11 protein-coding genes and 1 pseudogene are annotated in these 14,234 nt (G+C 49.4%); 10 read left to right on the top strand and 2 right to left on the bottom strand.

The features are described 5' to 3' along the window. Window position 1: 1 nt before the first annotated feature. The 6 genes and pseudogenes from DXB00_RS02750 (at window position 2) to DXB00_RS02720 (ending at window position 10,619) form a co-directional block, all read left to right on the top strand. Window positions 2-454, top strand: a complete 453-nt coding sequence (locus tag DXB00_RS02750; RefSeq protein ID WP_119214483.1) for an HTH domain-containing protein — start codon at window positions 2-4, stop codon at window positions 452-454. Between the two features lie 2,119 nt (window positions 455-2,573). Continuing rightward, window positions 2,574-8,034 (top strand): annotated as a pseudogene (locus tag DXB00_RS02740) (helicase-related protein). Between the two features lie 12 nt (window positions 8,035-8,046). After that, entirely contained in the window at window positions 8,047-8,541 is a 495-nt protein-coding gene (locus DXB00_RS02735; protein ID WP_118285600.1) for a hypothetical protein, read from the top strand. Between the two features lie 86 nt (window positions 8,542-8,627). Then, window positions 8,628-8,957 (top strand): DUF3848 domain-containing protein, encoded by a 330-nt coding sequence (locus DXB00_RS02730; protein ID WP_118285599.1) that lies wholly within the window; start codon window positions 8,628-8,630, stop codon window positions 8,955-8,957. Then, window positions 8,957-9,784, top strand: a complete 828-nt coding sequence (locus DXB00_RS02725) for a DUF3991 domain-containing protein (RefSeq protein WP_330427910.1) — start codon at window positions 8,957-8,959, stop codon at window positions 9,782-9,784. The genes DXB00_RS02730 and DXB00_RS02725 overlap by 1 nt, the downstream gene beginning before the upstream one ends. A gap of 103 nt (window positions 9,785-9,887) precedes the next feature. Then, entirely contained in the window at window positions 9,888-10,619 is a 732-nt protein-coding gene (locus tag DXB00_RS02720; RefSeq protein WP_118285597.1) for a DUF3846 domain-containing protein, read from the top strand. Between the two features lie 180 nt (window positions 10,620-10,799). Here DXB00_RS02720 and DXB00_RS02715 read toward each other — a convergent pair whose 3' ends face one another. Beyond that, window positions 10,800-11,519 carry a Fic/DOC family protein gene (locus tag DXB00_RS02715; protein WP_110436359.1) on the bottom strand — a complete coding sequence of 240 codons (720 nt, stop codon included), beginning with the start codon at window positions 11,517-11,519 and terminating at the stop codon, window positions 10,800-10,802. Beyond that, a complete protein-coding gene (locus DXB00_RS02710; protein ID WP_110436360.1) occupies window positions 11,512-11,715 on the bottom strand; it encodes an antitoxin VbhA family protein in 204 nt (67 codons plus the stop codon). The genes DXB00_RS02715 and DXB00_RS02710 overlap by 8 nt, the downstream gene beginning before the upstream one ends. A gap of 55 nt (window positions 11,716-11,770) precedes the next feature. Between DXB00_RS02710 and DXB00_RS02705 the strand changes: the two genes are divergently transcribed. Genes DXB00_RS02705 through DXB00_RS02695 form a run of 4 tightly spaced genes read left to right on the top strand, consistent with a single transcriptional unit; the run spans window position 11,771 to window position 14,234 of the window. Then, window positions 11,771-12,094: a plasmid mobilization protein gene (locus DXB00_RS02705; protein ID WP_118285596.1), complete on the top strand. Its 324-nt coding sequence runs from the start codon at window positions 11,771-11,773 to the stop codon at window positions 12,092-12,094. A 1-nt stretch (window position 12,095) separates the two neighbouring features. Continuing rightward, window positions 12,096-13,064 (top strand): relaxase/mobilization nuclease domain-containing protein, encoded by a 969-nt coding sequence (locus tag DXB00_RS02700; RefSeq protein WP_243107141.1) that lies wholly within the window; start codon window positions 12,096-12,098, stop codon window positions 13,062-13,064. After that, window positions 13,061-13,513 (top strand): DUF1682 domain-containing protein, encoded by a 453-nt coding sequence (locus DXB00_RS16935; RefSeq protein ID WP_243023503.1) that lies wholly within the window; start codon window positions 13,061-13,063, stop codon window positions 13,511-13,513. Before DXB00_RS02700 ends, DXB00_RS16935 begins: the two co-directional genes overlap by 4 nt. Continuing rightward, complete coding sequence (locus tag DXB00_RS02695) at window positions 13,455-14,234, top strand: PcfB family protein (RefSeq protein ID WP_110436363.1); 780 nt, start codon at window positions 13,455-13,457, stop codon at window positions 14,232-14,234. The genes DXB00_RS16935 and DXB00_RS02695 overlap by 59 nt, the downstream gene beginning before the upstream one ends.

Genomic DNA, 14,234 nt, shown 5'->3' with positions numbered 1-14,234 from the left:
TATGGATAAGAACGCAGCACTGTGCGTGTATCTGAAAAAATATCATACCGGAAAAGGAAAGGCTGTTCCAAGCACTGAGCTGGAGCAGCTTTTTTCTGTGAATGGGCGTAGTCTGCGCCGCAAGATCAATCGCTTGCGTCAGGATGGCGTTCCTATTTGCAGTGACCGGAGCGGATACTACTTTGCAGCAAATCAGGAAGAAGTGAATGCAACAGTCTTTCGTTTGACTGGACTGGTGACGAAAATATCCAATGCCCGGACAGGACTGCTGTATTCTTCGCTTTTGGGAGAGCTGCCGCTTCCCATTGAGGTGACAATTCAGATTGATGATGGAGGAGGTGAACGAGATGCCGAACAAGTATCAGGTGATCACGGAGATGGAGGCGGAACATCTGCGGACTTTGACAGTGAATACGGATCACTATATGGACTTTTTGACCACTGCGGCGAATAATTTCAAATATTCGTTTCAGGAGCAGCTGCTGATTTTCGCACAGAAGCCTGATGCGACAGCCTGCGCCGAAGTCAGCTGGTGGAATAAGCATGGCCGCTGGGTCAACCGTAATACCAAAGGCATTGCGCTGCTGGTCGATACGGATGCACCGTATAAGCTGCGTCATGTGTTTGATGTATCCGATACCAACAGCAGAGTAGGCAAAGAAGTTCCCATCTGGAAGATAGAACAGAGATTCATTGAGCCAGTCAAAAATGTGTTGGCAGAACGATATGAGGTTGATGCCCAAGAGTCACTGGAGGATTGCCTGCTCAATGTGGCAGTCACATTCGTTAATGATAATTATCAGGATTATCTGGCAGAGCTGATGGAGGCAAAAGCGGGCAGCCTGCTGGAAAAGCTGGACGAGGACAATACACGCCTACAAATGCTGACCGCACTCGGTTACAGTGTCGGCTATATGCTGCATATCCGTTGTGGACTTCCGGGCAGAGCATATTTCGGAAATTCTCTGGACAAAGTCTGCAATTTTAATACGCCGAATGTTATTTCTATTCTGGGCGCAGCAGTCAGTGATATGTCTGAGGTTCTGCTCCGCGATATCGCATTTATTGTACAGGACTTGCAGCGCGAAGAACGAAAACAAAATCGCACATTTGAGGTTTCTTCGGACAGCCGGTATGATGTGAGCAGAACAGCAATAACAGAAGGGAGCGTTGAATATGGAATTGACTTATCACAAAGAGGGCGAGTATTACTTGCCGGATCTGATCGTGCCGGAGGCACCGAAAACTGGGAAGTATGGAATGCTGCGGCGGAAGTTTCTGAGGGAGAACCGGAACGGGACGTACACGGCGATGCTGCTGACCGGCAAGCTGAATCCGCATTTGGAGGAGATCGACCGGCAGGCGAACGAGATGATGGAAACGCTGACCGCGCAGATGGCGAAGCAGGAGGGCGTGAGCGAGAGCCTGAAAGCGGAGAACCAGATGAGGTGGGTCGGATTGATGAACAATATTCGGGCAGCAGCGGAGGAGATCGTGCTGACGGAACTGGTGTACCGGTAACGCGAGATACTGGCGCTGCCATGATGCAGGCCGTTGGTCTGACCGGACTGGAGGTCTTTCACGATGAGTGGTACAAGGACTCCAAGGTGCCGTATTACCACTCCGATGAGGAAAAGAATGAACTGCTGCGTACCAGTGATGCGCTGAAAGACCATCGAACAGAAATCGCTTCATTTTTTGCTGACCATGAGGACAATAATGAACGTGCAGATTTTATCAAAACGTTCTTTGATAACACGTTCACCGAAACGATACTGAGCAACGGTCAGCGGGCAGGCTACCGAGCCTATGATACGGGGCTTATGATGTGGCGAGGTTCGGCAAATGACCCGGAGCAGAGAGTGATTATGAAGTGGAGCACGGTTGCAGACCATATTACCGGAATGATCGTGCTGCATGAGTGGCTCTCGCCAGATGAAGCACTTTTGCCCAGTGAAAATGAACAGCTATCACTGATTGATGAAGCCGAGTCGAAAAAAGACTCGGCTTTTGTCATGCCGCAGGAGGCCATTGACTATGTACTCAGCAGCGGAAGCGGTTTTGAACACGGAAAACGGCACATCTATCAGCAGTATCAGAAGCAGGAAGGCAGGGAAGCCAATGTTCAGTTTCTGAGGCGGGAATACGGTATAGGCGAACATTCAAATGCCATTCCCGGTTCAAACTACTGGCTGCAATATGATTCCAATGGACTGTATATCGGCAAACTGCGCGATGACGGCAGCAAGGCGGTCAACCTGCCATGGAAAACTGTTGAGAAGCGCATTGGTGAGCTGATTGCACTGGGACGGTATCTGAGCAAGGCGGAAATTGAGCAAATCCGTGCGGAACAGACTGAACAGAACACGGAGCAACCAACTGCCGTCGTAATCAATGATGAAGAACTGGTACAGAGGCATTACTCGCTGGGAGATAAGGTCTATCTGGGTATCAAGGAATATGAAATCCTTGCAATCGATGATCATTCGGTACGGCTGTATGACCCGGAGTATCCGTTGTTCAACGAAGAACTGAGCCGCAGTGATTTTGACCGGCGCATTGCAGAGAATCCTATGAATGACCAGCCGAAAGAAAGCAGTGGCGAACAAACAGCAGATGTAAAACCGCTGGCTGTTGGTCGATTGGACTATCTGGACTCGAACGGACACGTCGGGGAACAGGTGGAATATGATGACGAAACCCAGCTTGTCGAGCAGATCAAAGAGGACGCGGATATAGGTGCGCCGTTTACCATTACCTTGTATCGTGACCCAAACGGCAATACCATTTCACAGGATTTTCTTGCAGACCTGGGAACACCGCCAAAAGGCTTTGCAGTTGTGGACTACGCAGAGGGGCATAGAGAATATCTGCTGAACGAAAGCATACGCATGGTCAACCTTTACGCGTTGGAGAGTTTTGAGGAGGAAGCGGATTTCAGCGACTTGACCGCAGTGCCGCTGGCGTACAGCACAACGGGTGACGGCGAGCATAGTATTCAGGTGGATGTAGATCTTGAGAACAGTCGTATGCTTTATGCGGTGGACAATGAAGAAATTGCCCGGATTCAGTTTGCGGATTTGGGTGACCTGAATGAGTCCCTTGCAAATATGACATTCGATGAACTCATTGCCTTTGGTGAAAACGAGTATGCCGCACAGCGCCAGAAGCCAGAGCAACCGAAGGGAACTCTGCTTACAACACCAGCTGCAAGGAAAAAGGAGATAGCGGCACCGCTGACACTGCTGCCGGAAATTCCGGATGCAGAACGCGCAGAGTACCATATTTCCAATGATATGCTGGGTGTCGGAACGCCGAGGGAGCGATATGCACGAAATATCCGTGCCATTACCACGCTGAAAAAAGTGGAGGCCGAACACCGGCTGGCAACGCCACAGGAGCAGGAAGAACTTGCTCAATACGTTGGCTGGGGTGGGCTGTCAGACTGTTTCGATGAGCGCAACAGCCATTATGCCGAGTTGAAAGCACTGCTATCCGATGACGAGTACGAAGCCGCGCGGGAATCAACGCTGACAGCGTTCTACACGCCGCCGGTTGTGATTCGGTCAATGTATCAGGTTTTGGAACGGCTTGGATTCCAGCACGGTAATATTCTGGAGCCATCCTGCGGCATTGGCAATTTTATCGGTATGCGTCCGGATCATCTTGCAGACTCAAAAATTTACGGTGTGGAGCTGGACAGCATCAGCGGACGCATCGCGCAGCAGCTTTATCAGAAATCTTCCATCGCTGTTCGCGGGTTTGAGAAAACAGATCTGCCGGACAGCTTTTTTGATGCCGCCATTGGCAATGTGCCGTTTGGCACTTTTAAGATTGCGGACAAGCGGTATGACAAGTATAACTTCCTGATCCATGACTATTTCTTCGCCCGCACCATGGATAAGGTGCGGCCCGGCGGTATTATCGCGTTCATTACCAGCAAAGGCACGATGGATAAGGAAAATCCGTCTGTACGCAAATATCTTGCACAGCGTGCGGAGCTGCTGGGAGCAATCCGACTGCCCAATAATACGTTCAAGGATGCAGCGGGAACAGAAGTCACCTCAGACATCCTAATTCTCCAAAAGCGTGACCGCATGATCGATCAGCTGCCGGCATGGGTTAGCCTTGGCGTTGATGCAAATGGTTTGCCCGTGAATCAGTACTTTGTAGATAATCCGAATATGGTGCTTGGAATCATGCAGGAAGTGAGCGGACCCTACGGTCCGGAAACAGCCTGCCTTCCGATTGACGGCAGCAGTCTGGAAGAACTCTTGACGGATGCAATTCAGAATATCAACGGGTCTGTGATGGAATATGAAGTCGATGACCCAGAAAGTGAAGAGGAAGATCGCTCTATCCCGGCTGACCCAGCTGTACGCAATTTCAGTTTTACCGTTGTGGACGGCGAAATTTATTATCGGGAAAACAGCATTATGCGCCCGGTTGAATTGTCTGTAACCGGCGTAAATCGGGTCAAAGGGCTGGTTGCTATCCGTGAGTGTGTCCGCAAGCTGATCGAATATCAGACGGAGGATTATCCAGATGCGATGATTCAGCAGGAACAGGGTGAGTTGAATGCCCTGTACGATGCATTTGAGAAGAAGTATGGGCGCATCAATACCAGAGCAAACAAATCTGTTTTTGCTGATGACAGTTCCTTCTGCTTGCTTTCTTCCTTGGAAGTGCTGGATGACGAGGGAAACTTCGTGCGCAAGGCAGATATATTCAGCAAGCGCACAATCCGGCAGCACACGGAGATTACCAGCGTTGATACCGCCTCGGAAGCTCTGGCAGTTTCTATGGGCGAAAAGGCAAAGGTGGATATGCCGTATATGATGCAGCTGACAGGTAAAACGGAAGAAGAAGTATTTGCAGATCTCAGTGGTGTCATTTTTCGGAATCCGCTCTATGAGGAGAACTGCACTCAGGCGAAATACCTGACCGCAGATGAGTACCTTTCGGGCAATGTGCGTGAAAAACTGGCGGAGGCGCGGAAACTGGTAGAAAGTGAGCCGGTATTTGCAGCGAATGTGACCTCGTTGGAAGAAGTTCAGCCAACGGACCTGACTGCAAGCGAGATTTCTGTTCGTCTTGGCGCAACATGGCTTCCGGAAGATGTGGTGCAGGAATTCATGTATCAGCTGCTGGACACGCCGTATTACGCACAGTGGAAAGTGAAGGTGCATTATTCCCGCTACACCGGCGGGTGGAATGTAGAGGGCAAGTCCTATGACCGCAGCAATATCAACGCGACCAGCACCTATGGTACAGATCGCGTGAATGCCTATAAAATCATTGAGGAAACGCTGAATCTGCGAGATGTGCGGGTGTTTGACTATATCGAGGACGAAAACGGCAAGCGAGTGCCTGTCCTGAATAAGAAGGAAACTGCAATCGCACAAGGCAAGCAGGAACTGATCAAGCAGGCGTTTCAGGACTGGATCTGGAAGGACCAGCCGAGAAGAGAACGGCTGTGCAGGCTCTACAATGAGCAGTTCAACGCATTGCGCCCTCGTGAGTATGATGGCAGCCATTTGAACTTTGTGGGTATGAACCCTGAAATCCAGCTGCGGCAGCACCAGTTGAACGCAGTTGCACACATTCTCTACGGAGGCAATACGCTGCTGGCACACGTTGTGGGGGCAGGGAAGACCTCGAAATTGTTGCCGCAGCTCAGGAGAGCAAACGGCTTGGATTGTGCAGAAAATCGCTGATTGTTGTGCCGAATCACCTGACGGAACAGTGGGCGGCAGAGTATTTGCAGTTGTATCCTTCTGCCAACATTCTGGTTGCAACAAAGAAGGACTTTGAAACAAAGAATCGCAAGCGCTTCTGCGGCAGAATTGCAACCGGCGATTTTGATGCCATCATTATTGGCCACAGTCAGTTTGAGAAGATTCCTATGAGCATGGAGCGGCAGCGTTATATTCTGGAGCAGCAGTATCATGAAATCATGGATGGTATCCGCGAACTGAAAGAACAGAAAGGAGACCATTTCTCAGTCAAGCAGCTGGAACGCTCGAAGAAAATGGTGCAGGCAAAACTGGACAAGCTGAATGATCAGAGCCGTAAAGATGACCTTATAACTTTTGAAGAACTGGGTATTGATCGGCTGTTTGTGGACGAGGCACATTACTATAAAAACCTCGCCGCATTCTCTAAGATGCGGAATGTGGGCGGTATCAGTCAGACGGAGGCGATGAAATCCAGCGACCTGTATATGAAAATTCGCTATCTGGACGAGATTACCGGTGGCAGAGGGACGGTGTTTGCGACAGGTACTCCAATCAGCAACAGCATGGTGGAGATGTACACGATGCAGAAATATCTTCAGTATGGAACGCTCAAAGAGAAAAACCTGCTGCACTTTGATGCCTGGGCAAGCACCTTTGGCGAAACTGTTACTGCCATTGAACTGGCACCGGAGGGGACTGGGTATCGAGCGAAAACACGCTTTGCCCGGTTTTATAACTTGCCGGAGCTGATGTCGATGTTTAAGCAGACGGCGGATATTCAAACGGCGGATATGCTCAAGCTGCCGGTACCGAAAGCAAATTATCACAATGTTGTGCTGAAACCGTCGGCGTATCAGGTGGAAATGGTAAAGGACCTCTCGGAACGAGCTGAGCGTGTGCGTAATCGTATGGTTGATTCCAGCGTAGACAATATGCTGCTTATCACTAACGATGGCCGCAAGCTGGCGCTGGATCAGCGACTGATGAACCTATGCTGCCGAACGATGAGAATGGCAAAGTCAGTGCCTGTGCAAAGAATGTATTTGAAATCTGGCAGAAAACTGCGGAACAGAAATCAACACAAATGGTGTTCTGCGACCTGTCAACGCCGCATAACGATGGAAATTTCAATGTCTATGATGGCATTCGGGATAAACTGCTGGATATGGGTATTCCCAAAGATCAGATTGCCTATATTCATAATGCAGCCAGTGAAGCGCAGAAGAAGGAACTGTTCGGCAAAGTCCGCAGCGGCGAAATCCGAGTGCTGATTGGCTCAACGCAGAAAATGGGTGCCGGTACGAATGTGCAGAAGAAGCTTATCGCCCTGCACCACGTCGATTGCCCGTGGCGACCGTCCGATTTACAGCAGCGCGAAGGCCGCATTATCCGGCAGGGCAATGAAAACCCGGAAGTTGAGATTTACACTTATGTAACGGAGAATACCTTCGACAGCTACCTCTATCAGATGGTTGAGGGCAAGCAGAAATTCATTGGTCAGGTTATGACGTCCAAAGCACCGGCAAGGTCGGCGGAAGATATTGATGAAACCGCGCTGTCGTATGCTGAGGTAAAAGCACTTTGCACCGGAAATCCCTATATCAAGGAAAAGATGGATCTGGACATTGGGGTTCAACGGTTGAAAATGTTGAAAGCAAGCCATTTGAGCCAGAGATATGCGCTGGAGGATAAGATTGCAAAAGTGTTCCCGGATCAGATCGCAGCACTGGAGCAGAAAATCAGCGGATATAGAAGTGATATTGAACGGCGAGAAACGCAGACATTGCCAAATGAGGACGGCTTTTCTCCAATGGAAGTCGAGGAAACCACCTATATCGAAAAGAAAGCTGCGGGCAGTGCGTTGCTGGCAGCGGCGCATAACATGACAAGCCCTGATGCGATTCCAATCGGAACGTATCGGGGTTTTGCTATGATCCTCTCGTTTGACACCTTTGCAAAGGAGTATCGACTGAATCTGAAAGGCCAGCTCAGTCATCCGATTTCTCTTGGTACAGACCTGTTTGGCAATATCCAGCGCATTGATAATATGCTTGCCGGATTGGAGAGCGATCTCCGGCAGTGCGAAGCACAGCTGGATAATGCAAGGGTTCAACTGTCCAATGCCAAGGCGGCAGTGGACAAGCCGTTCCCGCAGGAAGATGAACTGAAAACCAAGCTGGCACGACTGGATGAACTGAACATTCTACTCAATCTGGATAAGCGGGAGAATGAAATTGTGGACGGCGAACCCGATGAGGGGGAGCCGAAAGAAAAGAAACGCGAAATGGAACGATGAGGAGATGAGAGTTTGACAACAGCAATGAGTCTCGGCCTGCTGTTTATCGCTAAGATGGCAGACAACGCCTTGAGCACCGTAAAAACGATTATGATTCAGAGAAACCGGAGTCTGCTGGCAGGCGTAGCAATTGCGCTTTCCAGCTTTCTTTATTTCTGGATTACACGCAGTGTGGTTCTGGCAGATAGCATGTTGACTACGCTGACTGTAGCAGTGGCCAGTGGTGTTGGCTGCTTTTTGGTCAGCGGCATCAATAACAAGCTGTCCAAGGATCGCACCTATGTCAATGTGGTGATGTCTGATGATATGGCAGCGATGCAGGACTTTCGGGATTACCTTGCCAAACACCATATTACCAATGTTGCGTCAGATAGCTATACGCTGGACTGGAATCGCAAGACGCTGACCGTAACAGCATACGCAGAAACCAAGGAGCAGAGCCGAATCATCAATTCATATATGGAGAACTCGGATACCAAATATAAACGGGTGATTCATAAAGCCTGAATGAACTTGCGTAGGGGAATCTCCTCCCCTACCCTACATAGCTGCTTTCGTATCAGCTGTGAATTGAAATTAGGAAGGTGATGAAAATGAACAACGAGGAACTGAATACTGCGCTCTATCAGAAGATGGAGCGTGAGCAGGACAAATATCGCAAGTGGCTCGTTCAGTGTCCGCCAGAGGAAATTCTTTCCCATGCTTATGAGTATGTTGTGCGCGAGGATATTCTGATGTCTATGGAAGAATTGAATCTGCCGGACGATCAGGCGATGGCACTGCTCAAACAGCGTGGGCCGCTCGACGACGTATTCAAGGATTTCAGCAAACTGGAAACCGACTACATGGAAACGGTGCGCGGTGCGATCGAGTCGTTTGCAGAGCGGAAAGCGGCAAAGGACCGGAACTGGGAGGCGAGGTAATGCCGGTTGTATCAAAAGAAGAAATCGCCAATGCCAGAAAGATGGATCTGCTGTCATACCTCAGAGCGTATGAACCGGGCGAGTTGGTGCGCTTTTCGGGTGAAACGTACTGTACCAGAACGCATGATTCGCTGAAAATCAGTAACGGAAAGTGGTATTGGTTTTCGCAAAATATCGGCGGTCGGTCGGCGCTGGATTATCTGGTTAAGGTGAAGGAGATGTCGTTCCCGGAGGCAGTGAAAATGCTCAACGGGCAGGCTGTTCAGCCGATATGCTACGAGAAACCGCCGCCTGCCCCGAGAAAGCTGCTTTTGCCGTTATTGGACACCAATACAAGCAAAACAGAGGCGTATCTAAAGAGCCGAGGAATCCATCCGCAAATCATAGCATATTGCATTCAACACGGATTGCTGTTTCAGTCAGAGAACGCCAATGATGTTATTTTTGTCGGATACGATACCAAAGGAACCCGGCGTTATGCAGCGCTGCGCTCCATGACTACGGATTACAAGGGTGAGGCAACCGGCAGTGATAAGCACTTTTCCTTTGCACTGGTTGCGGATGACAGACCAGTTAGAGAGGTTCATGTCTTTGAGGCCGCGATTGATGCCATGAGCTATGCATCGTTGAAAATCATGTATCACAAAGACTGGAGAAAAATCGCGTATCTGTCGCTGGCAGGCGTGTTCGCGAGTAAACGGGCGAATGTAGTGCCGGTAGCGCTGGAGCAGTTTTTGAAAGACCACTCGCAGATTACGAAGGTGGTTCTGCATCTGGATAATGACCGGGTGGGTCGCAAGCGGCGGAAAGTATTATGGGCGGCTTAGATAAGAAGTATACGGTCCTGAACCGCCCGCCGCGAGCCGGAAAAGATGTGAACGATTATCTGCGAATGGAGATTGTAAATCGGAATGGAAAGGAGCGAGAACGATGATGGACATTATAATCTATCAGATCAATTTGAGCAGAGATGACGACCGGGTTGCGTACTTGGGACTTTCTCAGCTTGATAAGTTTCAGGGAAGTTCGGAAGTAAACAGTGGGATTTACGATAAGGTGTTTGAGGGAGCGGTTGAGGTCGATACGCTGGAAGGCGTATATCAGATGTTCAACTGTGACTGCCCGGAAGATTTTCAGGGACACTCGCTGTCGGTTTCTGATGTGGTCGAGATTGTTAACGGTGAAAATGCTGGCTTCTATTTCTGTGACAGCATTGGCTTTCAGCCTGTGAAGTTTGAGCCCGAACAGACACAGAAACTGGATACGAGAACGATGCGAGTTGTTCTGGTGGAGCCGGGCAAGGCAGCGCGTGTTGCAGAGATTGATGGTTCTCTAGAAGGAATGCAGAAAACGGTTAGCGGTTATATTCAGGCGGTCTATCCGTTTGAAGAAACTGTGTGTCTGGTCTGCAATGAGGAAGGCAAGCTGCAGGGACTTCCGCTGAACCGCGCCTTGCGGGATGAAGACAATCGCATCTATGATATTGTGGCGGGAAACTTTTTTGTGTGCGATTGCAGTACGGAGAACTTCAAGAGTTTGAGCGAGGAACAGCTGAAGCGCTACACCGAAAAGTATAAGCGCCCTGAACGATTTGTGCAGATTGATGATCAGATTCTTGCAATTCCGATGCCGGTCAAATCGGATAAGGAACGGGAGCGCTGAAAAAGGCAGAATACCGAACTGCCGTAAGAGAGCATAGCGGTATCGGTCTAACAAGCAACGGATTTGATTGTGCAAATCCAGCTTGACAGGGGCGAGAACCCCTATGACCCCTATTGGCTCTAACAGAATGAATAAAAAAGGAGAACGCAGGCTGTCGTGGGAAATGACAGTCTGCGTTCTTCAAGTTTCACGCTTGTAATGTGGTAGAGGTTTGTAGGGCTCTCTCTGATATTTGGAATAGCGGTCTGACGATGGGGAAATCGAGTTGCAGAGCGTTTCAACATCATAGTGAATGGGTGCGCTTTGAACAGCATCTAAGAGGATTCGTTCCAAATGCTCGTATTCAGATAATTGATCCAGTGATGCCATGACGAAAGAATCACGGACGTAACCAGCACTGGCGGCGAGCAATTCCTGATCCATGAAATAGCCGTGCTGCTCGACAAAAAAAGTCATCATCATTACTACGGTATGAGTATTGCCCTCGCGGAAAGGATGAACCTGCCAAATACGAGGGAAGCATCGACTGATAGCACTTACAAATTGCTCACGAGTCAGACTATCCCAATTCGGCTGGTATAGTGCGGAAAATGCACTTTCCAAATCATTGGGAATTTCCTCATCATTGCTATACCAAACACTGCGACCAGCTAACAATCGCTCACGCTTTTCAATGTTGATAATGCGGTATTTGCCAGCCCAATCATATAAATCGCCAAAAAGAAAATGGTGGATTTCACAGAGACCCGATGGGGTGAAGTCATGAAAACCGCGTTCGTACAGGAGCATCATGTTTGCCCGACTTTGCTCTGCCTCGATTCGATCAAGTGTGTTCTCATCTTTAATGCCTAACGAATTACGGAGAACAGGCACATCGTCATACAAGTATAAATCAGCCATTTTGGTGTACCTGTGATGCAATCTTTCGATGAAAAGACATTAGTGCGGATTTCATTTGTTCGCCAGTAATCTCGCCTTTCGCCCAGCTAAGAGAAAGCATCCGGGCATAATCAGAAACTGGTGCACCTTCGATTGCATTAATTGCATCAGCGGTCTTTACTGCCGCAACACGTCTATTAAACTGCTGTGTAGTCATAAAATCAACTCCTGACCACAGTATACCATGCTGACAATTAGAAAGGAAGAAAAATATGCGTAAGAGAAATTGCCGTGTAGAAATCTATTTTACCAAGGACGAACTGGAGAGCCTGACCAAGAAGGTTCGCAAGTCCGGCCTGTCCCGTGAGAGCTTTTGCCGCCACCTACTGAATGGCGCGGAGATCAAGGAAGCGCCTTCTGCAGACGTGCCGATGCTGATCAATGAGGTGCGTCGCGTTGGCTACAACATCGATCAGATCCTGCGCATGGCGAATGCGCGCGGCATGCTCGATGTACCCAAGCTGCGCGAAGCGCTGACGGAGAACCGCAAAGTTGAGAAGATGATTACGGCGGCATATACGATGCCGGAAGACTGATATGGCAGTCACTTCAATTTGGCCGGTCAAGAGTCGCTTGGACCATGTGATCAATTATGCGCGAAATCCGGCGAAGACAAGGGAAAGATCTTTGGTGGCACAAGCTTCACTTCATGCAATTGACAACGTGATTGAATATGCGGCGGATACAATCAAGACGGAGGAACGCGCATATGTTTCGTGCCTGAATTGCCGAGAAGACGATGCAGCAGCGCAAATGATGGAAACGAAACGATACTGGGGAAAACCTGATGGGCGGTTGTGCTTCCATGGGTATCAGTCTTTTGCGGAAGGTGAAGTGACAGCGGAAACCGCCCATGCAATCGGAGTGGAATTAGCAGAAGAATTGTGGGGAGAACGATTTGAAGTTGTAATTGCTACACACTGCAACACAGGCCATTACCACAATCATTTTGTAATCAACTCGGTTTCATGGGCAGACGGCTATAAGTTCAATAATTCGAAGTCGGATTATGCCGAGATGAGAAAAATATCAGATCGCTTATGTCGAGAGCATGCAATTTCTGTGATTGATGTGCCGAGCGGCAAAGGAAAACACTACGCACAGTGGTCTGCCGAAAAGAATGGCAAACCAACGTACCGCAGCATGATTCGCGCTGATATTAACCGGGCAATCCGGGCATCGACTACGGAACGGGATTTTATCCGCATCATGCAGGAGATGGGGTATGAACTGAAGACGCGCGGAAAGAGTGGTGAGCCGCTCAAATACCCCGCAATCAAGCCGCCGGATGCCAAAGGATATTTTCGCTTTCACAAGCTGGGCGAGGAGTATTCGCTCGATGCGATTAAAGATCGTATTTTGGACAACATCTCAAAGCAGTATCCGTTTCCTGCTGTAGAGCATCATGCACCACGTAAATATCGAGTGCGCGGAAACGTGCGCAGATCAGTGACAGGCCTTCAAGCCTGTATTTTCGATACTGTTATGAACTGCATATTCTGGTGAAGCATCCGACATCCGTAAAGCGGGTGTCTTTTTTACTGAAAGAGGATGTTACCAAACTGGATCGACTGGATGCGCAGACAAGGCTTTTGGCAAGAAACCACATCCGTACAGGTGAAGATTTATCTGCATATCAATCAAATGTAGAAGCTGCGGTACAGGCACTCGTTGGAAAACGACATGAATTGCGAAATGAACTGAAATGCGTTAAACGCAGAAATGGTGTTGATGATGCAGTCAAGGCACAGATTAAGGACCTGACTGCGGAGATCAGAGCGAAGCGAAAGGAGGTGGTTTTATGTAGTGAAATAGCAAAGCGTTCCGAACAAGTGCGAGAGAAGTTGGAACGGCTGAATAAACAGAAGAAACTGGAACGAAAGGAGCGAGATGAGCATGAGTTATTCGGGCGACGCGGCAGAACAGGTCGTGAGAATGTCGCTGGAAGGGGCTGAAGTTGCCGCCAAAATCACCGGTGCAGGCGCGAAACAGGTCGCTGTTCTTCTGTATGCCATTCTGCGTGAACAGAAAAAGACCAAGGGTAAGACGCGGCTGACGAATATGCTGCGAAGCGGCAAAGAACTGAAAGTCTTTGCTGTGAAGGACACTGATCTGAAGCAGTTTTGCGAGGCATCCAAGAAGTATGGTGTGCTGTACTGCGTGCTGAAGGACAGGAATGCTGATGACGGTATTACGGATGTGATGGTTCGAGCGGAGGATGCAAGCAAGATCAACCGCATTTTTGAGCGTTTTCAGCTTGCAACGGTTGATATGGGCAGCGTTAAGAGTGAAATCGAACGCAGCCGCCGCGAGAAAGCCGCAGAGGAATTTCCGGAACCGGAGCGCAGCGCAGCCGAGTCGGATAAAACGGCACAGTTGGTAGATTCCATGTTGCAGAAACCGGACAAGGAGCAAGAGGGGCATACACCAAACCCCGCACAGGCTCGGACGACAAAATCCCCTCAGTCCGAGCCTATCTCAAGGCCCAGCGAACGAAGCGAGCGGGATATCTCTAATCGAGAACGGGTACGGCCATCTGTACGGCAGGAACTGAAAGACATTAAGGCAGAGCAGGCTGCGAAGGCCGCAGAGAAAGCGAAGGACCGTGCTGAGAAAATGCCTGCGACTGAGCATCATGCCCCAAAGAAGAAGCGCAGGAAGAGAAAGGAGCGTTGA

The sequence above is a fragment of the Butyricicoccus sp. OF10-2 genome (genome assembly GCF_003481925.1).
Lineage (GTDB): Bacteria > Bacillota > Clostridia > Oscillospirales > Butyricicoccaceae > Agathobaculum > Agathobaculum butyriciproducens.
The sequence above is the reverse complement of the archived record's forward strand: the minus strand, read 5'-3'. Positions and strand labels throughout refer to the sequence as shown.

Coding starts and splice junctions, on each gene's coding strand:
- DXB00_RS02705 (WP_118285596.1), top strand. CDS start 11,771: ATGCGTAAGAGAAATTGCCGTGTAGAAATCTATTTTACCAAGGACGAA.
- DXB00_RS02695 (WP_110436363.1), top strand. CDS start 13,455: ATGAGTTATTCGGGCGACGCGGCAGAACAGGTCGTGAGAATGTCGCTG.
- DXB00_RS02715 (WP_110436359.1), bottom strand. CDS start 11,519: ATGGCTGATTTATACTTGTATGACGATGTGCCTGTTCTCCGTAATTCG.
- DXB00_RS02725 (WP_330427910.1), top strand. CDS start 8,957: ATGCCGGTTGTATCAAAAGAAGAAATCGCCAATGCCAGAAAGATGGAT.
- DXB00_RS02730 (WP_118285599.1), top strand. CDS start 8,628: ATGAACAACGAGGAACTGAATACTGCGCTCTATCAGAAGATGGAGCGT.
- DXB00_RS02720 (WP_118285597.1), top strand. CDS start 9,888: ATGATGGACATTATAATCTATCAGATCAATTTGAGCAGAGATGACGAC.
- DXB00_RS02700 (WP_243107141.1), top strand. CDS start 12,096: ATGGCAGTCACTTCAATTTGGCCGGTCAAGAGTCGCTTGGACCATGTG.
- DXB00_RS02750 (WP_119214483.1), top strand. CDS start 2: ATGGATAAGAACGCAGCACTGTGCGTGTATCTGAAAAAATATCATACC.
- DXB00_RS02710 (WP_110436360.1), bottom strand. CDS start 11,715: ATGACTACACAGCAGTTTAATAGACGTGTTGCGGCAGTAAAGACCGCT.